Source organism: Cohnella sp. GCM10027633 (genome assembly GCF_042675445.1).
GTDB lineage: Bacteria > Bacillota > Bacilli > Paenibacillales > Paenibacillaceae > Cohnella.
Window position 1 is genome coordinate 921131 of the sequence record NZ_JBHTGV010000002.1, and the last position, 21015, is coordinate 942145.

Consider the following 21015-nt stretch of genomic DNA (forward strand, 5'->3'; position numbering starts at 1 on the left):
TCGGGCGCGTGAAGCTTTCCTCATAGGATTTCGCAAATTGCGCAGTAGGCGTCGGGCGCATTCGCGGCATACAATCGAGTCGAGCTTAACGGACGCCGTTCGGGCCGTTCCGTTAACACGATTCGACATGGACGCGGGAGGATGTTAGACGATGCCGGATGCAATCATCCAATATTACGTGGCGCCGGGCGGCAACGACGATGCGCCGGGCAGCCTTGAAGCGCCATTCGGAACGATCGCCCGCGCGAGGGATGCAGTCCGCGAGCGGATCGCTCGCGGGATGACGTCCGACGTGACCGTCTATCTTCGCGGCGGTACGTACGAACTGAGCAACACGCTGGCGTTCGACGACAGAGACTCGGGAAAGAACGGCTTCCGGGTCGCGTACCGCAACGCGCCGGGCGAACGGCCGATCATCGTCGGCGGCGTCGTCCTGACCGGCTGGGAGAAGCAGGGCGACGCGGTGTGGACGACGAAGGTTCCCGCGGGAGCGACGTTCGATACGTTGTACGCGGACGACCGCCGCATTCATAAAGCGAGACTCCCGGCGATGGGATATTACGAGACCGGCGAAGCGGACGAAGGGAAGGAGCGGGAAGGCGTTCGTTTCCTCGAGGGAGACATTCCGCCGGACGCACGGCTGGACGGAGCCCAAGCGTTCGTCTGGCCCGGCCGCGGGGAATGGAATTGGTTCTCGGAGACGAAGCCGGTGCGCGAGCTCGACAGGGACAGCCGCATGCTGTTGTTCGAGTCCCCCGCTTCGTGGGGAATCGATCGCGGTTCGAGATACTACTTGCAAGGCTCGATCGACTTCCTGCGCGCGCCGGGGCAGTTCCATCTCGACCGGTCGGCAGGCGTCGTCTATTATTGGCCAGAGGACGGAGCGGATCCGAACGGGCAGGCCGTCTGCGCGCCGAGGCTGACCCGGCTCGTCGAGCTGAAGGGGAGGGACGACGTCAATCCGCTGACCGATTTCGAGCTGTCCGGGCTGACGCTTGCTTGCACGGACGGCTTCCGCGAGTACCGGATGCAGGAGGCGAACGCGGAGCAGGAAGTACACCGCGAAGCTTTGATCTACGTCGACGCCGCCGAACATATCCGCATCTCGGGCTGCGCGGTGCGGCAATCGGGCACGAGCGGCATCTTCCTTGACCGTCGGGCGAGGGACATTACGATCGAACGCAACCGGATCGCGAACGTCGGCTACGTCGGGATATACGCGGCCGGGTACGCGCCGGGCGAGGGCTTGTTCCTATCGGCGGAAGCTTCCTATACGAACCGCGGTCATCGGATCGCCCATAACCGCATTACGAACGGCGGCCAGCTGATCGGACACGGTTGCGGCATTCTGCTGTATCAGAGCGGCGATAACGTCATCGAGCGCAACGAGATATCCCGCATGCCTCGTTACGGCATCTCGCTGAAGGGGCTGAGATACGGGACGATGCCGAAGGCGCTTTACGGCGTGCCGGTCACGTGGGATAACCATTACGATTTCCTGCATACTCGCGATAACCGGATCGTCGGGAACGACATCTCGAACGTGATGGAGGACAGCCAGGACGGCGGCATGATCGAAGCGTGGGGGCCTGGCAAGGGCAACGTCATCCACGGGAACCGGCTGCACCATAGCGGCATCCATTTCTCGTTCGGCTTCGGCATCTACCTCGACGACGCGTCGGACGGCTTTACGGTGACGGGCAACCAGCTCGATCATCTGTACAGCACGGGAAAAGGCAAGCTGTGGATGGCGATTTTCTCCAAAGGGATCGGCAACCGGATCGCTGGCAACCTGCTTGTCGACAATCCGATGGCGATATCCGCGATCGGAACGCAAGAGATGGTCGGCGATGCCAACAAGCTCGTCGTCGCGGAAGGGAATATCGTATGCAACTCCGGCGCATACCTCTATTACTTCGCCAACTGGGAGCCGGAACGGATGGCGTCGTCGGATCGCAACCTGATCTGGCGCAGCGGCGAGCCGACGCTGATCGCGGGAGAAATACCGCCGATCGTTCCCGTTCGCGAAGACCAACTCGAGCTGGGCGAATACGTGCTTCAATTGGGCGAGTACGACTGGGCGACTTGGCGGTCCTTGCTAGGAGGACGGTTCGACGCCGCATCGCTTAACGCCGATCCGCTGTTCCGAGACGCGGCGAACGGCGACTACCGGCTTCGCCCGGAATCGCCCGCTTACGCGCTCGGATGGAACGACATCGACGATCGGGTTATCGGTCCGGAGGATGACGAGGTTAGGGAGGATTGACCACAAGGACGGTCATATCGGGCACTCTTGTTCAATTCAGAAGGAAATCGCACATTTCATAGTGGCATGAACACCCTCGTTATGCGATTCTATACTCACCTATAGATAAGCCTAAAGAGGGTGTTTCTGCGATGAGAGTGCTGCAAGGCTATAAGTCGAGGAAGTATTTGCTGCGTATTCTGCTGTCGGTATCGCTCATTATGGTCGCGATCTTGTTCCTGTCTTCCGCGGTGCTTCATTACAGCGCCGAACAGCGCGTGCTGAAGACGCAGCAGGACTCCAACCGGAAAGTCATGAGCCAAATCAACCATAACGTCGCGTTCATGCAGGAAATCATCAAGAACGTGGCGCTGTCGCTGTACAACGATCCTCTCGTCTATGCGCCGATGACGTCCGTGCAGGCACAGGAAGATATGGATATTATCAATTCGGTCCGCTTGCTTAACGAGGAGCTGGACTCTTCGTCGTTCCTTCATTCCATCCTCGTGTACAACGGCCGCGCGGACAAACCGTACTCGGTAGGCAGCATGGCGGACCAGATGCAGGACAACTTCATGGTACCGAAGCTCGTCGAGCTGCTGAAGCGGGAAGAGAAGATGCCGCAGCTGCAACTGCTCCCGATGAACTTCAGCGGACGCGCGAACGCGGTCGACGTGTTCTCCCTCGTCATCTACGAGACGTTCTTCGAGCGTAACCGAAGCGAGAGCGCGATCGTGCTTAACGTCAAGCCGGAATGGATCTTCGACAACTTGAAGGTCGTGAACGAGCTCGCCATGCCGGGCGCGTCGGAAATCTTCATCATGGACGACGCGGGCACGGTCATCGATTCGGGCGGCGGCGTGGCGACACCGAATCTGGATGGCTTGGCCGAGGCGATCGCCGCGGACGAGGCGGGCTCGGGCTCGACGTTCGGCGTGTTCACGAGCTCGATCGGGAGCGCGGAGAAGTCGATGGTTTCCTATATGAAGATGGGCGTCGGCAATTGGAAGGTCATCAGCGTGCAGCCTTACGACACAGTGCTCGGCAGCATCAACAAGATGCGCATGACGTCGGTGTTCGTTATTCTGTTCTTCGCCCTGCTGGCGATCGCGCTGTCGTTCTTGATCTCCCACAAGCTGTATAAGCCGATCGAGGCGATGCTGAGAAGAATCCGCGAGCAAGCCGGCACGGCGCAGGAGGAAGGCGAAGTCAAGGGCAAAGACGAACTGGCGTACGTAACGAACGTATACTCGGACCTGGCGAAGAAGCTCGACGTCGTCACGATCGAGCAAGATAAGCAGCGCAATATCGTTCGGAACTACCATCTTCGCTCGATCCTGATGGCCAGCGGCTCGTACGGAACGGAAGACTTCCGCGGCTGCGTCGAGCAGAACAAGCTGAACGTCGCGCCGGAAGGGCCGTTCTTGCTCGTACATCTCAAGATCGACGATTATACCGCGTATTTGGAGCGGACGAGCGACGGGGAACGCAAGCTGCACGGCTTCGCGATCTCCAATATCGCCGAAGAGATGCTCGCGCCGAGCGGTTACCGCTGCGAGACGGCCGATATGCGGAGCGACCATTTGGTCATGATCGTAAGCCGGGACACGATGCCGGAGGACGGCGGCGAAGAGCTGCTGTTATCGGTCGGCAAAGTCCAGGACGTCGTGGAGCAATATTATAAGCTGAGCTTGACGGCGACGACGAGCGAATGGATGGATCATCACGGCCGCATCACGGAACAATACGGATACGCCCAGCAAAGCGCCATGTATAAGCTTGTCTTCGGCCGCAAATCGATCATTACGCCGGAGCGAGTCCGGCCCAATATCGCTAGCGGGGATATTACTTTCCCGCCGGACCAAGAGAAGAAGCTCGTCGAAGCGATCCGGACGAACGACCCGGATACGATGCGCGCCTCCGTCGAGGCGTTGGCCGACCGATTGGCGTCCTGCCATTACGACCATATCCTGCACGGCATCCTGCATCTCGTGGACGTCATCAAGACGACGCTTCGCGAAATTAACCAGAACCGGGTCGTGTCGATTCCGATCGACTTAAGCGCGCTAAGCCGCCAAGTGCTCGAGAAAGAAACGCTTCATGAAGTGAAGGAGCTGCTGCTGCGAGTGTGCGAGGAGCTGCACGAGAAACAGCGCAATACCGAACAAGACAAGAACGCGGTGCTCATCGACGCGATCAAGGAGATCGTGGACGCGAACTTCAGCGACATGAACATCAGCCTGCAAGGCATCGCGTCGACGCTGAGAATGACGCCGGCATACGTCGGGCGGATATTCAAGACGAGCGAGCTCGTATCGGTCGCGGAATATATCAACGAAGTCAGGCTGCGTCACGCGAGGGATTACTTGGAGACGAAGAGCTTCAGCATCAAAGAGATCATGGAGCTGGTCGGCTACTTGAACGAGAGCACGTTCTTCAAGCTATTCAAGAAGAAATACGGCGTCACCCCGAAGGAATACCGCTTGAAGCGGAACATCGGATAGTTACCGAGCAACATACGAGCGTCATGCGTACCCCCGGTCCCGCCAGCAGGCGGAATCGGGGGTTTTGTCGCGCCGGATAGATCCTCAGAACCGCACTTTCTTACGTACAGTAGGCCTCGCGACGGATGATGCGGAACGGCTTGGCCGCCTTAATCGCGTAAAAACGCATCGAATCGCATTTTCCACAGTCCGAAATCGACAGTTTGAACGATCGCACAGTAGCCCGCCGGCGGCAATCTGCGCCATGATGGGATCACGGAAACACGATGCACAACAACGGAGGTACAAGGATGCCAAACACCCCTATCGCTGAATCGGCCGCGGCCGCGCCAGCTAAACCCGCCGGCCGGTCCGAATGGTACTATCTGAAGAAAAACGCGGAGCTGCTGCTCTTGCTCGCGCCGGGAGCGCTGCTCATTCTCGTATTCTCCTATCTTCCGATGTTCGGAACGATACTCGCCTTCAAAGACTTCCGATACGACAGAGGCATCTTCGGAAGCGAGTGGATCGGCTTCGACAACTTCAAGTTCTTCTTCCAGTCGGATACCGCATGGCTGGTCACCCGTAACACGGTCGGCTACGGGCTGACCTACATGATTCTAACGACGGTCATCGGCCTTGCGTTCGCGATCTTAATGAACGAGCTCGGCAAACGATGGCTGCGCATTCACCAGACGGCGATGTTCATCCCGTATTGCTTGTCCTGGGTCGTCGTCAGCTACTTGGGGTTGGCGCTGCTGGACAGCTCGAACGGTTACTTGAACCGGATTCTCGAAATGCTAGGCCTCGAGACGCACATGTGGTACTTGGAGACGGGGCCTTGGCCGACGATACTGATTTCCGCTTACCTATGGAAAAACATCGGATTCTCGACGCTCGTCTACTTCGCCGGCATCATGGCCATCAACCAAGAGTACTACGAGGCTGCTAAGATCGACGGCGCGACGAGATGGCAGATGGCGATGCGCATTACGCTGCCGATGCTGTCCACGCTCATCGTCGTGCTGACCATACTATCGATCGGGCATATTTTCGTCGGGGACTTCGGGCTCCATTACTTCATTCCGAACGACAGCGGCATGACCTATCCGACGACGGACATTATCGACACGTACGTGTACCGGGCGCTCCGCGTTCACGGCGACATCGGAATGTCGACCGCGATAGGCTTATATCAATCGGTCGTCGGGCTCGTGCTCGTCGTCGTCACCAATTACATCGTCCGCAAAGTCAGCGAAGAGAACTCTCTATTCTAACCTGCATCCGACATAAGGAGGGAACGACATGAACGAAACCGAAACGTTATCGGGACCGCCGGGCGCCAGCGTCGGCAGGGGTCGATTCTCGATATTCAAGCTATCCATCCACATTCTGTTCCTGCTCGTCACGTTATCCATGGTCTTGCCGTTCTTGCTCGTCATCGCCATCTCGTTCACCGAAGATTCGTCCATCATGGAGAACGGTTACCAGTTCTTCCCGGCCGACGTGACGCTGAAGGCGTACGAATACATCTTCAAGGCGCCGATGCTGCTCGCGAGAGCTTACGGGGTGACGATCTTCGTTACCGTCGTCGGCACGCTGCTTAGCTTGCTCATTACCGCGATGCTCGGCTACGTGCTGTCCCGCAGAGACTTCCGCTACCGGAGGTCCACGACGTTCTTCGTCTTCTTCACGATGCTGTTCAACGGGGGACTCGTTCCTTCTTACATCTTGATTACGCAGTACCTCCATCTGAACGACTCGCTCTGGGCGCTTATCATTCCGTCTCTCGTGTCGCCGTTCTACATCATGGTCATGAAGGGCTTCCTGTCGAAGATGCCGTTCGAGATCATCGAATCCGCGAAAATGGACGGAGCGAGGGAAATCCGCATTTTCTGGAACATCATCTTGCCCTTGTCGACGCCCGCGTTAGCGACGCTCGGCCTGTTCCTCTCGTTCGGCTTCTGGAACTCCTGGTTCCCGTCGCTGCTCTACATCGAGAACGAGAAGCTGATCCCGATCCAACTGCTGCTCGTACGGATGCTGAAGAACCTTGAGTTCTTGACGAGCAACAGCGACTTCGTCCACCAATTCGGCGTGGATCTGAGCAACTTGCCGACGCAATCGGCGCGCATGGCGATGGCGATTCTGGCTGGCGGTCCGATGGTGTTCATCTTCCCGTTCTTCCAGAAGTACTTCGTCAAAGGCTTGACGGTAGGGTCGCTCAAGGGCTGATCCCGCGCCGGTTCGACAACTTTCGATTTCTTCTATTCCCGACAGTAGGAACATTGGGGGGTCGCCTCGAATGTGTTCATACCCGGTAATAGTTAGAGATAATAAATCAACGACTGACCAAGGAGGTCAACCAAAGATGAAAGCTTTCAATCGGTTAAGCATGAGCGTGTTGGCAGTGTGCGTCATGGTCTTATTCGTTCTAGCCGGGTGCAGTAAAAACAATAACGAACCCGCCGCCTCATCCGCTTCGCCTTCCGCTTCGGCGCCCGCGGCAAGCGAATCCGCGACGCCGGAGCCGTCCAAAGAGGCGGAACCGCCAGCAGAACTGAAATACTACTACATCGTATGGAACGTACCGGCGGACCAGCAAGCGGTGGAAGACGCGATCAACGAATATATCAAACCGAAGATCAACGCCACGATCAAGCTGGTGCCGACGATCGAATCGGGCTATAAGGACAAGATCAACACGATGCTCGCGGCGAACGAAGAGTTCGACCTGCTCTGGACGTCGAACTGGGGCGGCGGCGACTACGACAACAAAGTATCGAAGGGCGCGCTTCTGCCGCTCAACGATCTGCTTGCAGCGACGCCTAACCTGCAAGCTGCTATCCCTGAAGTCGCCTGGAACGACACGAAGGTCGAAGATAAGATCTATGCCGTGCCGAACATGCAGATCGCGGCCAAAGCGGACGGCTTCGCCATTCAGAAGCGTTTCGTCGAGAAGTACAACATCGATCTGGACGCGGTCAAGACGATCGAGGACATCGAGCCGATCCTGAAGACGATCAAAGACAACGAGCCGGATATCATTCCGATCGCGAAGACGGCCAACATCTTCGACTTCGGCCGCGAATACGGCTATGCGTCGCAAGGCTATAAGATCGGCGATCCGGAGTACAAGATCGTCGATACGATCGACAAGCCGGAATATAGAGCGTTCCTCGACCTGATGCGCAAGTGGTACCTCGCGGGCTACATCTACAAAGACGCGGCGACTTTGAAAGACGATCAACTCGTCGCCTTGCTGCAGAAGGGCAACGTCGCGATCGAGTGGAACACGACGATGAAGCCGGGCGGCGAAGTAGACGACCAGAAGCGCTTCGGCGGCAACGAAGTCGTGTACAAACGTTTGACCGAGCCTGAGTTCACGGGCATCCGTCCGACGATGACGTCGATCAGCCGCACGTCGAAGCATCCGGAGCAAGCGCTGAAGTTCCTGGAGCTGCTGTCGACCGATCCGTATCTGTTCAACCTTATCTCGTTCGGCATCGAAGGCAAGCACTACACGAAAGTCGGCGACAACACGGTCAAGATCAACCAAGACGGCGGCTACAAGGAAGATCTCGGCTGGGTATTCGGCAACGTTCTGATCGGCTACCTGAAGGAAGGTCAACCGGCCGATACTTGGGAGAAGACGATCAACCTGAACGCGACGGCCAAGACGCCGGAAGTGAACGGTTTCAACTTCAACAACGAGCCGTACAAGAACGAAGGCGCGAACGTGTTCGCGGTCAACGAGCAGTACGGCAAGGCATTGAACAGCGGTGCCGTCGATCCGGCCAAAGTGTTCCCGAAATATCACGACGCGGTTAAGAAAGCGGGCGTCGACGTCCAAACGGCCGAGATGCAGAAGCAGCTCGACGAGTGGCTGAAGGCGAACGGCAAGAAGTAATCGCATCGCGTTAACAGCAGCAAGCCCCGGCGGGCGACCGCCGGGGCTTGTATGTTTTGCGGTCCGAACGGCCAAAATCTAATAGAAATAGAGCAAAATCGAACAGAGGAACAGACGAGCGTCAGATCGAATAAGTAGTTTAGAAATCGTTTTCTATGAATAAGGAATCAACCCATAACGGAGGGATAAGCGTGGCTAGATTGGATTTTCCGAAAGATTTCGTATGGGGCACCGCAACCGCCTCTTATCAGATCGAAGGCGCGTACCAGGAAGACGGACGCGGCCTGTCGATCTGGGATACGTTCTCCCGCAAGCCGGGAGCCGTATTCAACGCAGATAACGGGGACGTCGCTTGCGACAGCTACCATCGCTACGAAGAGGACATCACGCTGCTGAAGAAGCTCGGCGTGAAGGCGTACCGCTTCTCGATCGCTTGGCCGCGCATCTTCCCGAACGGGACAGGCGAAGTGAACGAGAAGGGCCTCGATTACTACAGACGCGTCGTGGACGCGCTCATCGAAGCGGGCATCGAGCCTTGCGCGACGCTGTACCACTGGGACCTTCCTCAGGCGCTGCAAGACAAGGGCGGCTGGGAGAACCGCGACACGATCGACGCGTTCGTGAAGTACGCGGAAGTGATCTTCAAGACGTTCGAAGGCAAAATCAAGCAATATATCACGTTCAACGAGACGTGGTGCATCTCGTTCCTGTCGAACACGCTCGGCATTCACGCTCCGGGCAACAAGGACCTGCAGCTCGGCATTACGGTCGCCCATCACTGCATGGTCGCGCACGGCGAGACGGTGAAGCTGTTCCGCAAGCTCGGCGTATCCGGCGAGATCGGCACGACGCACAACCTGTACTGGTTCGAAGGCTATACGACGAAGCAGGAAGACCAGGACGCGGCATGGCGCCTTCGCGCTTGGAACAACGAATGGTTCATGGAGCCGACGTTCAAGGGCACGTATCCGCAAGCGCTCGTCGAATGGTTCGAAGCCAAAGGCGGCGTCGTGCCGATCCTGCCGGGCGACATGGAGACGATCTCGCAGAAGATCGACTTCATCGGCGTCAACTTCTACAGCGGCGGCTACGGCCGTTACAAGAAAGACGAAGGCCTGTTCGATTGCGAGGAAGTGCAAGTCGGCTTCGAGCGCACGTACATGGACTGGAACGTCTATCCGGAAGCGCTGTACAACGTGCTCTCCTGGGCGCACAAGGAATACGGCGATACGCCGATCTACGTCACGGAGAACGGCGCTTGCTACGACGATGAACTGACCGCGGACAACCGCGTCCACGACGTGGAGCGCACGACGTACTTCCGCAAACACTTCATCCAGTGCCACCGTCTCATCGAGTCCGGCGTGCCGCTGAAGGGCTACTACGCTTGGTCGCTGCTCGACAACTTCGAGTGGGCGGAAGGCTACCGCAAGCGGTTCGGCATCGTGTATACGAACTACGAGACGCTCGAGCGCCATCCGAAGGACAGCTACTACTTCATCCAAGAAGTGATCAAGAGCGGCGGCTTGGACGTGTAAAATAGGAATATAACGAGGCGACCGAGGATCGGAATTTCCGATCCTCGGTCTTCTTTGTCATGCGCGCCCGTTATCCGTTACAATAGAGGAGATGTCTGAACCTAGAAAGAGGATTACGCCATGAACGTCGTCGTCGCGACGCTGAACGCCAAATACATTCATACTTCCCTCGCGCTGCGTTACTTGAAGGCGTACGCGCAGGACGAATTCGACGTGCAGATCGCCGAATTCACGATCAAGGATCCCGCGATGAGCATCGCCATGGACCTGTTCGCGCGCAAGCCGGACGTGATCGGCTTCTCGTGTTATATCTGGAACATCGAGGAGACGATCGTCGTCATCGACATGCTCCGCAAAATATTGCCCGACGTCAAGATCATGCTCGGCGGTCCCGAAGTGTCATACGATACCGAATACTGGATGAACCGGCTGCCCGACGTCGACTTCATCGTCATGGGCGAAGGCGAGGAGACGTTCCGCGACCTGCTGAGGGAAATAGCGGGCGCGGGGAAGTACCACTTCGTCTTCGGCCTGGCTTACCGCGACCGGACCGGGCAAGTCGCGATTACGCCGGGAAGACCGAAGCTTGAGCTTAGCGATATTCCGTCGCCGTACCGGTTCAAAGAGGACGTACCGTCGCTCCGCAACCGCGTCGTCTACTTCGAGACGAGCCGCGGGTGCCCGTTCAGCTGCCAGTTCTGCTTGTCCAGCATCGAAGTCGGCGTCCGCTATTTCGACATGGATTGGGTGAAGGCGGAGATTACGTACTTGATAGACAGCGGGGCGAAGCTAATCAAGTTCGTCGACCGCACGTTCAATATCAAGCGGGATTACGCGATGGAGATTTTCCGGTTCCTGATCGATAACCACCGCGGCTGCGTGTTCCAGTTCGAGATCACGGCGGATATCATGCGTCCCGAGGTGCTCGACTTCCTCGCCGAGCATGCGCCGCCGGGCGTGTTCCGGTTCGAGATCGGCGTCCAGTCGACGAACGACGTGACGAACGTCGCGGTGCAGCGGCGCCAGAACTTCGCGAAGCTCACGCGCACGGTCGTGAAGGTCAAGGAGAGCGGCAAGATCGACCAGCATCTCGACTTGATCGCCGGCCTGCCTCACGAAGATTACGACACGTTCCGGAAGACGTTCAACGACGTGTTCGCGCTTCGTCCGGAGGAGCTGCAGCTTGGGTTCCTGAAGATGCTCCGGGGGACGGGACTTCGCAACGACGCGGACAAGCACGGGTACATCTATATGGACCGGGCCCCGTACGAGATGCTCGGCAACGACTTGATGCCGTTCGGCGATATCGTGCGGATCAAGCGCGTCGAGGACGTCCTCGAGAAGTACTGGAACGCGCACCGGATGAACCGGACGATGGAATACCTCGTGGAACGGGCGTACCCTTCGCCTTTCGACTTTTTCCAAGCGTTCGGCGACTATTGGGAGGCGCAGGGGTGGAGCCGGATCGGCCACCAGCTGGAGGATCTGTTCACGCGGCTGTGGGCGTTCCTGGAGCACGACGCGGCGCCGGGACTCGAACCGGACGTGGCGATGGGCTTGCTGAAGGTCGACTATTACGCCCAGCATAAGTACAAGCCGCGCAAGCCGTGGTGGGAAGAGCGGATGGAGAAGAAGGACTGGCAGGCGAACATGAGGCGGTTCGCGGAGCATCTCGGGACGGACGAGCGCGACCTGCAGAAGAAGGCGGTGTTCGACAGCTTGCCGTTCGATTACGAAGCATGGACGGAACGAGGAACGATCGATCGCGCGAAGCCGACTTCGCTCGCGGTGCTGTACGCGGGAGAAGAAGGGCCGCCGCGGATGATCGCGCTGCCGGAGACGGACGGTCTGACGGCAGCCTTGCAATCTTAATATCGAGAGGGGAATTGTTCATTCATGGTGTACGAAGCCAGCTCTGATCGTTACGCAACGATGAAATACAATCGCGTCGGGCGCTCCGGCCTGAAGCTGCCGGCCGTATCGCTCGGCCTGTGGCATAACTTCGGAGGCGTCGACGCGTACGAGAACGGCCGCGCGATGGTTCGCCGCGCCTTCGATCTCGGCATTACGCACTTCGACCTCGCGAACAACTACGGCCCGCCGGCGGGCTCGGCCGAAGAGAGCTTCGGGCGGATGCTGGCGACGGACTTGAAGCCTTACCGCGACGAGCTGATCATCTCGACCAAAGCCGGCTATTACATGTGGCCGGGTCCTTACGGCGAATGGGGCTCCCGCAAAAGCCTGGTGTCCAGCCTCGACCAAAGCTTGAAGCGGATGGGACTCGACTACGTCGACATCTACTACCATCACCGGCCGGATCCGGATACGCCGCTCGAAGAGACGATGGCCGCGCTCGACCATATCGTTCGTTCAGGCAAGGCGCTGTACGTAGGGGTGTCCAATTATCGTCCGGCTCAGGCGAAGGAAGCGATCGCCATCCTCAATCGGCTCGGCACGCCGATGCTCATCCACCAGCCGAACTACAACATGTTCGACCGTTGGATCGAAGACGGCCTGCAAGACGTGCTGGAGGAAGGCGGCGTCGGCTCGATCGTGTTCTCCCCGCTCGCGCAGGGCATGCTGACCGATCGCTATCTGAACGGGATTCCGGACGATTCCCGCGCGGGACAGTCCCGAGTCGCGAACAAGAACACCTTCCTCAGGGACAGCAATCTTACCGAGGATAGGCTCGCCAAGATTCGCGCCCTGAACGAGCTCGCTACGGAGCGCGGACAGACGTTGGCGCAAATGTCGCTTGCTTGGACGCTTCGCGGCGACCGCGTGACGAGCGTGCTCATCGGCGCTAGCCGCGTCAGCCAGCTGGACGACAACGTCGGCATGCTGAATAACTTGGCGTTCTCGGACGCGGAGTTGGCCCGGATCGAGGATATTCTGAAGTCCTAAGCTTCTTGTGAACGCGGAAGCGCCCCTGTAAGGCTCGTCGAGCCTTGCGGGGGCGCTTTTCGTTTACCGTTGTTACCGTTGACGTACGGTAGCGGTCGCCGCGTCGGAATAAGGGCCTCCAAGGCCGCTAAATCGGAGCAACCCCGACCGTGCGCCGGAATAAGGGTCTCCAAGGCCGCTAAATCGGAGAAATCCCGTCCGTGCGTCGGAATAAGGGCCTCCAAGGCCGCTAAATCGGAGCAAACCGGTCCGTGCGCCGGAATAAGGGCCTCCAAGGCCGCTAAACTACCGCCGCCGCAGAACCTTATTCCCCCACATAACCCTTCTGGTACTGGCTCGGCGTCAATCCCGTCCACTTCTTGAACGTCGAGCTGAAGTGGCGCTCCTCCTGGTAACCGACGAGCTTGGCGACCGCGTACACCTTATAGTTCTCGCGCAGCAGCTCCTTGGCTCGTTCGACCCGGTATTGGTGAAGGTAGTCGAGGAAACCGACGCCCATCTCCTGCTTGAACAGCGAGCTTAAGTAAGTGTTGCTGACGAACGTCTCCTTGGCCGCGTACTCGAGCGTCAAGTTCGTGCCGTACTTCGCCTTGATCAGCTCGAGCGTCGCCTGCACCGTGCGGTGAAGCGTCCTGCGGCTGAGCGCCGCCGCGGCGAAGCTCTGCACGAGCTTCGTCAGGATCGACGCGCATTCGTCGAGCGACTTCATCTCCGGCATCCGCTGCATCCAATCGACGATGCCGTCCTGCCATTCGATCGCGCCGGCGCGCTCCTTGGCGATCTTCTGAATCTCGAGAATGAGGCTCGTGACCCGCACGATGATCTCCGCCCGCGAATAGACGGCTTGCTCCCTTAAGTAGCGCATGCCGGCTTCGATGCCGTCCACCGCTTCCCCGTACTGCTCATTCTGCAATTGAACGAGCAATTCCTTCTCCCACTGCTGCAAGTACGCATCGTCGAGTATCGACGTCGCGGCGGATTGGCCGCGATCGATGTCCGCGTGCCTGTAGATCCCGCCGCGACCTTGATAGAAGCGGGACTCCATGGCCTCGAGCGCTTCCTGATAGGCGACGTGCGCGTCGTTCACCGACGCGTGCGCCGAGCTGACGGAGACGCTGATCGACAGCTTCACGTGCGATTCCACGTTGATCTTCAGCAGCCTGAGCGCAGCTTCCGAACGTTCGGCGCCGTCCGTCTCGTTCTCCGGAAGATTGCCGATCCAGAGCAAGTCTTCGCCGTGGCGGAACACTTCCAGCTTGCCGCCGTAGATCGGTTCGAGCGACTCGCCGGCGATGTTCTGGACCGCGTAACGGATCAGCTCCAGGTCGCGCCTCGACTCGTACGGGGGCTTGTTCTCGTCGATGTCCATGCGGACGAGGCCTAGCTCGAACGGTTCCGGCCGAAGCGCCATATCGACTTCCCGCATGACGATAGCCCGGTTCTCGAGCGGCATGCGAGGCTGAAGAATCCATTGCGTAAGGATCTGGTTCTTGAGCAGATGGATATTCCGGTTCCACGTCCGGTTCATCTCTTCGGCGTAAGGCTTGTCCGCTTCGGACTGATCGATTTTCCGCTTCACTTCCATGATGACCTTGACGATGTCGCCGGGCATGCAGGGCTTCAGCAAGTAGTCTGTGACGCCGAGCTTGATCGCTTCCCTGGCATATTCGAATTCGTTGTAACCGGTAATCAGCACGGCATGGAACTTGGCGCCGGCCGCCTTCGCTTGCTGGATGAGCTCCAATCCGTTCAAATACGGCATCCGGATATCGGTGAGGAGCAGGTCGGGCCGCTCCCTTTCGATCATCTCGAGCGCTTGGCGCCCGTTCTCCGCGACGCCGCATATTTCGATATCGTACATGTGCCAATCGACGATCGAGATCAGTCCTTCTCGGAACGATTGCTCGTCTTCAGCCACGACCATTTTTAACGCCATCCGTTCCCTCTCCTTGCCGAATTCGTATGCGCACTCTCGTGCCGATGCCTTCCTTGCTCTGAATGTCGAGTTCGGCGTGCTCGTAGAACAGCGTCAGCCGCTCCCTGATGTTCGCCAGCGCCATGCCCGACCTGGAAGGGGAGGTGCCGAGCTGCACGTCCTTCGCCGAGGAAGGCTTGCCTTCCCTAAGGAGCTCGCCGAGCTTCGCCTCCGGAATGCCCGGCCCGTTGTCGGACACCTCGAGCACGACCCAGCTTCCGCCTTGATCGTCTTCTTCGCGCGCGGCCGTAACGTGGATATTGCAAGTGCCTTCGGACGGCTCGATCGCATGGATGATCGCGTTCTCGACGAGCGGCTGCAGCAGCAGCTTCGGCATCTGGAAGTGCTTCAGCTCCGGATCCGTCTCGATCTCGAAATGCAGCCGCTGCGGGTAACGCTTCTTCTGAAGGAACAAGTAGTGACGGACGAGCTCGATCTCGTGCGACAGATCGACGTAGTCGTTCCCGCTATTGAGGCTTAGCCGGAACACGTGCGATAACGAGACGACCATCTCGGAGATTTCTTGATCGTTCTTCTGCAGGGCGGTCCAGTGAATCATATTCAGCGTGTTGTACAGGAAATGCGGGTTAATCTGCGATTGCAGCGCCTTGAGCTCGGCCTCGCGCTGCTTCAGAGACGAAGCGTACACGTCGTCGATGAGCAGCTTGATCCGCCCGACCATCGTGTTGTACAAGTGCCCGAGCCGTCCGACCTCGTCGTTGCCGGTAAAATGCACGCGCTGAGAGAAGTCGCCGCTCTGCAGCGCCTTCATCGACAGCGTCAGCTTCTTGAGCGGGTTCGTGATGATCCGCGCGATAATCCAGAACAGCAGAATCGTGACGCAGCTGACGATCACGATGATCGACATCGTCGCCGAGCCGATATGGTCGAGCTCGCTCAACAGGGTACTGCGGTCTTGGATGACGACCGAGTGCCAGCCCGTCACGCCGGATACCGAATCGGAGACGATCAGATTGTCCCTGCGCTTCAGCAGGTCGAGCGCCGCGAACGGAGGGACGTCCGTCGCGCCGCCGCTTGCCTCCTTGAAGAAGGGGAGTTCCGTGATCGGCTGGCCGATCCAGCTCATATCCGTAGCAGCGAGGACGGTACCGTATACGTCGAGGATACATTGCACCGCCTCGACCGAGTCGTTGTAGAGGCTGCGGCTCAGGCGGTCGGCATCCATGCCGATGACGAGCAGTCCGTTGCGGTTGTAGGTGACCAAGTCCCTGTACGGCTTCAGCAGGACGATCTTGTAGTGCGAATCGCCGGTCAGCACGTTGTCCTCCGGCCGGAGCATGTCCCACACGAGGTTGCTCGGGGAGGTGATGTACTTCTGGAAGTAGGAAGTGTCCTTGAATTGCTCGTAGCCGATCGCTTCGGCGATACCCGTATACGTGATGGCGAACGGCGCGGCGTAATCGCGGTCCGTCACGGTCGGGTATAGCAGCATCGATTGGATCGTCTCGCCGGATACCATGAGCGGGACGAGCGACTTGACGACGAGCTCACGCTGGGCGCTGGAATTGCCGCCTGCGGCGACCATTTCCTGAACGGTCGGGTTGAGGAAAATATAGTTAGAGAAACTCAGCGTGCTATTGGCGAAATAGTCGAGTTGGTCCTTCGTCTTGACGGCGATGCTTAGCTGGGTTTGCCGGTTTTTGGCGATGACTTCCTTGGAGGCGATGTTATAGGCGTATAGCCCCGTAATGCCGACGGTCACGATGAGAAGCGGAATGATGAGCGTCAACATTTTGCGCTGCAGCGAGAAGTTACGGAACGGAGAGAACAACGCTCTCATGCGCTTCACCCACGACTTAAGTAATAGTAGAACTTAGTATACCAGACAATGACGTTCGCGGAGACGTCGGGGCAGGGAACGAATGACAAAAAGTATATGCGCATGGGCAAAAACGGATATTGTCGAGCGCGCGAGCCAGGGATATGATGGAAGTATTCGTATCCGATGCCCGAAGAGGGGCACGAAAGGGGCTCAAAGCCGTATGTACAGCAATGCGATCGCCAGAAGAATCGAAGACCTGGAGAGGTTATCGCCTCCTCTGACCGCACGGCCGGATTTGGACAGTTACTGGGACGCGACGCTGTCCGCGTTCGCGAACAAGCCGCTTCGCTCGACGCGCGTCCGAATCGATACGCCGTACTCCGCGATGACGGTATACAAAGTGTCTTACGAGGGCTTCGACGATACGCCGATTCACGGTTGGTATATCTTGCCTAGGCAGGCGGCGGAGACGGGGGAAAAGGTGCCTTGCGTCGTGCTCTATCACGGGTATACGGGGAGCAGAGGCTATCCCGAGGATTACGCGTCGTTCATCCTGATGGGCGTCGCGGTATTCGCGATCGACGTGCGCGGGCAGAACGGAGAGACGGGCAACTTGAACCCGCAGCGCCACGGCATGGCCAAAGGGTGGATCACGCAAGGCATCCTGCATCGCGACACCTGTTACTATAAGGCGATCACGCTTGACGCGATCAAGGCGCTCGATTGGGCGAGCGAGCAGCCGGAGGTCGATCCGTCGCGCATCTGCGCGCAGGGCGGCAGCCAGGGCGGCGGCCTCGCGCTCATCGCGGCGGCGTTGTCGGACAAGCCGGCGATCGCGGTCGCGCACGTTCCGAACATGTGCCAGATGGACTTCGGCATCTTGAACTCGAGCAGCGCGCTGACCGAGGCCGCCTCGTTCTGCGAGCGGTTCCCCGAGCACTTGGATGCGGTGTTGGAGACGCTGAGCTATTACGACAATCTGAACCTCGCGCACCGCGTCCGCATTCCGTTGTTCGTCAGCGTCGGGCTGAAGGATCCGGTCACGATGCCCGAGACGATCTACGCGGCGTACAACCGGATCGAGTGCGACAAGCGGATCGTGCCGTCGCCGTTCTCCGGCCATACGGTAACCGGCGACCAGAACCGGAGGGCGATGGCGTTCATCGCCGAGAGGCTGCTGGGGTAATTTGCGACGTTATCAGCGCAATAACGCTGCCACACAGCGCTAAATCGCCGAAGCCGGTGGAACCGCCGAAATAACGCTGCCACACAGCGCTAAATCGCCGAAGCCGGCGGAACCGCCGAAATAACGCTGCCACACAGCGTTAAATCGCCGAAGCCGGTGGAACCGCCAAAATAACGCTGCCACACAGCGCTAAATCGCCTATGCCGGCAGAACCGCCGAAATAACGCTGCCACACAGCGCTAAATCGCCTATGCCGGCGGAACCGCCAAAATAACGCTGCCACACAGCGCTAAATCGCCGAAGCCGGCGTAACCGCCGAAATAACGCTGCTACACAGCGCTAAATCGCCGAAGCCGGCGGAACCGCCGAAGTAACGCTACCACACAGCGCTAAATCGCCGTCTTCCGACGTTCCGTCGCCATATACCGCTTCCGTCGGTCTATTTGCTCTAGCAACGCGACTCGACAACATTAATTTGTCATTAGATCGCGCACGGTGCCGTTAGAGCGACGCCGGCCGCGGGATCTTGTCTGCAACGGTGCCACGCACCGTTAGAGCGTCTCCGGCCGCGGAATCGTGCCTGCAACGGTGCCACGCACCGTTAGAGCGACGCCGGCCGCGGGATCTTGTCTGCAACGGTGCCACGCACCGTTAGAGCGACGCCGGCCGCGGGATCTTGTCTGCAACGGTGCCACGCACCGTTAGAGCGACGCCGGCCGCGGGAACTTGCCTGCAACGGTACCGCGCACCGTTAGAGCGACGCCAGCCGCGTATTCGTACTTGCAACGGTGCCACGCACCGTTACAAGCACGTAGTTCATTGCAATAACAACAATAAAGGCGCAAGAGCCTCGCGGCCCTTGCGCCTTCTCGCGTCACTTGTCCCTATTTAACGCCAGCATCACTTGTCCTTGTACAACTCACGCATCACGTGCCCGAGCTCAGGCACGATGAGCCGCGTCATCGCGAGCCGCACCGCCCCCGTCGAGCCTGGCATCGAGAAGACGGCGGTCCGGCCGATCGTGCCGGCGATCGCCCGCGACAGGATCGCCGCCGAGCCGATATCCTCCGTGAAGCTGAGCATCCGGAAAATTTCCCCGAAACCGGGCATCTCCTTCTCGAGCACCGAACGTACCGCCTCGTACGTCGTGTCCCGCCCGGCGATGCCGGTGCCGCCGTTCAGCAGCACCGCTTCCGTGGACGGATCCGCCGCAGCTTCCAGCAGCAACGTCCGTATTCCCTCGTAATCGTCCTTCACGATCGAATAACCGGCTACTTCGTAGCCGCGCTCTTCCAACAAGCGACGAATGAGCTGCCCGCTCGCGTCCGTCTCCGGCGTGCGCGTGTCGGACACCGTAATGATCGCGCAGGCTACGGAGCCCGGCGCTTCCCTGCGATGCTGCTCCGTCGAGGGAGAAGAGGAAGGGGAGATCGGCTTATCCGTCATCGTTCCCGCCTATTCCGCCGACCCGGCATGGGCATTGCTAGCCGAGTGCTCCGAGTCCGACGAGCCCGGCTCCTGTCCGTGAGGCGAACGTTCCTCGCGCTCCGGCTCCTTGATCAACCGGTCGACGATCGCGGGGATGACGAGCGTAAGTGCGTAAGCGGCCGTCATCCATACGGTGAACGACTGGTGCTGGAACGAGTCGAACTTCGTGAACACCGAATCCCGGTTCGCGATCACGAACGAGTTGAGCGCAAGTCCGATGACGGTAGCCACGAATCCGAATCGCGTCGCGGAGCCTTTCTCGCGGAATACGCGCAGTCGGACGACGACCGCCGCGCCGATGAGCAGCAAGAACGTAAGCAATAACAGCAGGAACAGGGCCGAGCCGAGCTGCTCGCCCTCGCTCGGTAGAATCCAATCGCCCAGCAGCAAGAAGAACAGCGTCGATACCGCCCATACTCCCGCGCCCAACCCGGCCATGATCAATCGTTGACGCATGCCAATCCGTCCTTTCGACGCCGATGTGAAGTGACTTCCTGCTTACTCATTCGACAATTTCCGTCGAACTCCTTTACGGAAGCACGCTCCGAAGGACGGTCATTGCGCCGTTCAGGGCATAGCGTCCGAGATTCGCCGGAAGCAGGAAGCAGTCGCCAGCGCGAGCGTCCACGACGCCGCTGTCCCATCCGATGCTGCCCGAGCCTTCCGCGACGATGACGATGACGAAGCTGTCGCCGTTCGTCGATTGCGGCCATTCGCCGGTCACGATGCCTTTATCCGTAACGAAGTAAGGAGAGGAGGCGAGCGTCAGCCATTCGTTCGGCTTCGCGCCGTCGGTCGACATGCGCGAGGCGCCCGTCTCCTCGTACGCGATGACGTTCAGCGAGTCTTCGACGTGAAGCTCGCGCATGTTGCCGTCGAGGCCCGGGCGGTTATAGTCGTACAGCCGGTACGTCGTATCCGAGTTTTGCTGGATTTCCGCGACGACGACGCCCGCGCAGAGCGCATGTACGGTGCCGGCGGGAATGTAGAACGTATCGCCCGCTTTCACGGATACTTCCTGCAAACTGTCCATGATGCGGCCTTCCTCGATCGCCTTCGCCAACGCGTCGCGATCCGTTCCCGGCTTCAGTCCGTAAATGATTTTGGCGCCCGGGGCAGCGCTCAGCACGTACCACATCTCCGTCTTGCCGAGCTCGCCCTTCGGCAGCCGGTCGTAGTGATCGTTCGGATGCACTTGAACGGACAAGTCGTCGTTGCAATCGAGCAGCTTGATGAGCAGCGGGAAGCGGGCACCTTCGATCGAGCCTTTGGCGCCGAACCATGCCGCACCGACGAGCTCGCGGATTTCGTCCAGTCCTTTGCCGGCCAAGGAGCCGTTCGTAACGTGCGAGATGCCGTTCGGATGATCGGCGATCATCCAGCCTTCGCCGATCGCGCCTTGCGGAACTTCGAAGCCGAAGCGCTCCAACGCGCGGCCTCCCCATACTCTCTCTTTGAATTCCGGTTTAAAATGAAGCGGATAAGGTTGAATGTTCGACATCG

Annotated in this window: 14 protein-coding genes; 9 read left to right on the plus strand and 5 right to left on the minus strand. The window is 59.0% G+C overall.

Features of this window, described 5'->3' with window-relative positions:
- Window positions 1–151 precede the first annotated feature (151 nt).
- From ACFQZG_RS08375 to mgrA, 8 genes are all read left to right on the plus strand, one after another.
- A complete protein-coding gene (locus tag ACFQZG_RS08375; protein ID WP_378151307.1) occupies window positions 152–2266 on the plus strand; it encodes a right-handed parallel beta-helix repeat-containing protein in 2115 nt (704 codons plus the stop codon).
- 131 nt (window positions 2267–2397) lie between these two features.
- A complete protein-coding gene (locus tag ACFQZG_RS08380; protein ID WP_378151309.1) occupies window positions 2398–4749 on the plus strand; it encodes a helix-turn-helix domain-containing protein in 2352 nt (783 codons plus the stop codon).
- A gap of 290 nt (window positions 4750–5039) precedes the next feature.
- On the plus strand, window positions 5040–6005 hold the full coding sequence (locus ACFQZG_RS08385) for an ABC transporter permease subunit (RefSeq protein ID WP_378151311.1): 966 nt from the start codon (window positions 5040–5042) through the stop codon (window positions 6003–6005).
- Between the two features lie 28 nt (window positions 6006–6033).
- Window positions 6034–6963, plus strand: a complete 930-nt coding sequence (locus tag ACFQZG_RS08390; RefSeq protein WP_378151313.1) for a carbohydrate ABC transporter permease — start codon at window positions 6034–6036, stop codon at window positions 6961–6963.
- Window positions 6964–7099: 136 nt separating this feature from the next.
- Complete coding sequence (locus tag ACFQZG_RS08395; RefSeq protein WP_378151315.1) at window positions 7100–8638, plus strand: ABC transporter substrate-binding protein; 1539 nt, start codon at window positions 7100–7102, stop codon at window positions 8636–8638.
- Window positions 8639–8829: 191 nt separating this feature from the next.
- Window positions 8830–10176: a GH1 family beta-glucosidase gene (locus ACFQZG_RS08400; RefSeq protein WP_378151317.1), complete on the plus strand. Its 1347-nt coding sequence runs from the start codon at window positions 8830–8832 to the stop codon at window positions 10174–10176.
- A gap of 120 nt (window positions 10177–10296) precedes the next feature.
- Window positions 10297–12048 carry a B12-binding domain-containing radical SAM protein gene (locus ACFQZG_RS08405; RefSeq protein WP_378151319.1) on the plus strand — a complete coding sequence of 584 codons (1752 nt, stop codon included), beginning with the start codon at window positions 10297–10299 and terminating at the stop codon, window positions 12046–12048.
- Between the two features lie 24 nt (window positions 12049–12072).
- Window positions 12073–13080 (plus strand): L-glyceraldehyde 3-phosphate reductase, encoded by a 1008-nt coding sequence (gene mgrA, locus ACFQZG_RS08410; protein ID WP_378151320.1) that lies wholly within the window; start codon window positions 12073–12075, stop codon window positions 13078–13080.
- Window positions 13081–13384: 304 nt separating this feature from the next.
- On the opposite strand, the gene ACFQZG_RS08415 is transcribed toward mgrA, so the two are convergent.
- Window positions 13385–15016 (minus strand): response regulator, encoded by a 1632-nt coding sequence (locus tag ACFQZG_RS08415; RefSeq protein ID WP_378151322.1) that lies wholly within the window; start codon window positions 15014–15016, stop codon window positions 13385–13387.
- The gene (locus tag ACFQZG_RS08420; protein WP_378151324.1) at window positions 14991–16856 is read right to left on the minus strand and encodes a sensor histidine kinase; all 1866 of its coding nucleotides are present in this window, start codon (window positions 16854–16856) and stop codon (window positions 14991–14993) included. Before ACFQZG_RS08420 ends, ACFQZG_RS08415 begins: the two co-directional genes overlap by 26 nt.
- Before the next feature lie 202 nt (window positions 16857–17058).
- On the opposite strand from ACFQZG_RS08420, the gene ACFQZG_RS08425 reads away from it, so the two are divergent.
- Entirely contained in the window at window positions 17059–18024 is a 966-nt protein-coding gene (locus tag ACFQZG_RS08425) for an acetylxylan esterase (RefSeq protein WP_378151326.1), read from the plus strand.
- Between the two features lie 900 nt (window positions 18025–18924).
- Here the strand turns inward: ACFQZG_RS08425 and ACFQZG_RS08430 are convergent.
- The 3 genes from ACFQZG_RS08430 to ACFQZG_RS08440 form a co-directional block, all read right to left on the minus strand.
- Window positions 18925–19470, minus strand: coding sequence for a MogA/MoaB family molybdenum cofactor biosynthesis protein (locus tag ACFQZG_RS08430; protein WP_378151328.1), 546 nt, complete (start codon window positions 19468–19470; stop codon window positions 18925–18927).
- Window positions 19471–19479: 9 nt separating this feature from the next.
- A complete protein-coding gene (locus tag ACFQZG_RS08435) occupies window positions 19480–19968 on the minus strand; it encodes a hypothetical protein (protein WP_378151330.1) in 489 nt (162 codons plus the stop codon).
- Between the two features lie 73 nt (window positions 19969–20041).
- A complete protein-coding gene (locus ACFQZG_RS08440) occupies window positions 20042–21013 on the minus strand; it encodes a type I phosphomannose isomerase catalytic subunit (protein ID WP_378151332.1) in 972 nt (323 codons plus the stop codon).
- Between the last annotated feature and the right edge of the window lie 2 nt (window positions 21014–21015).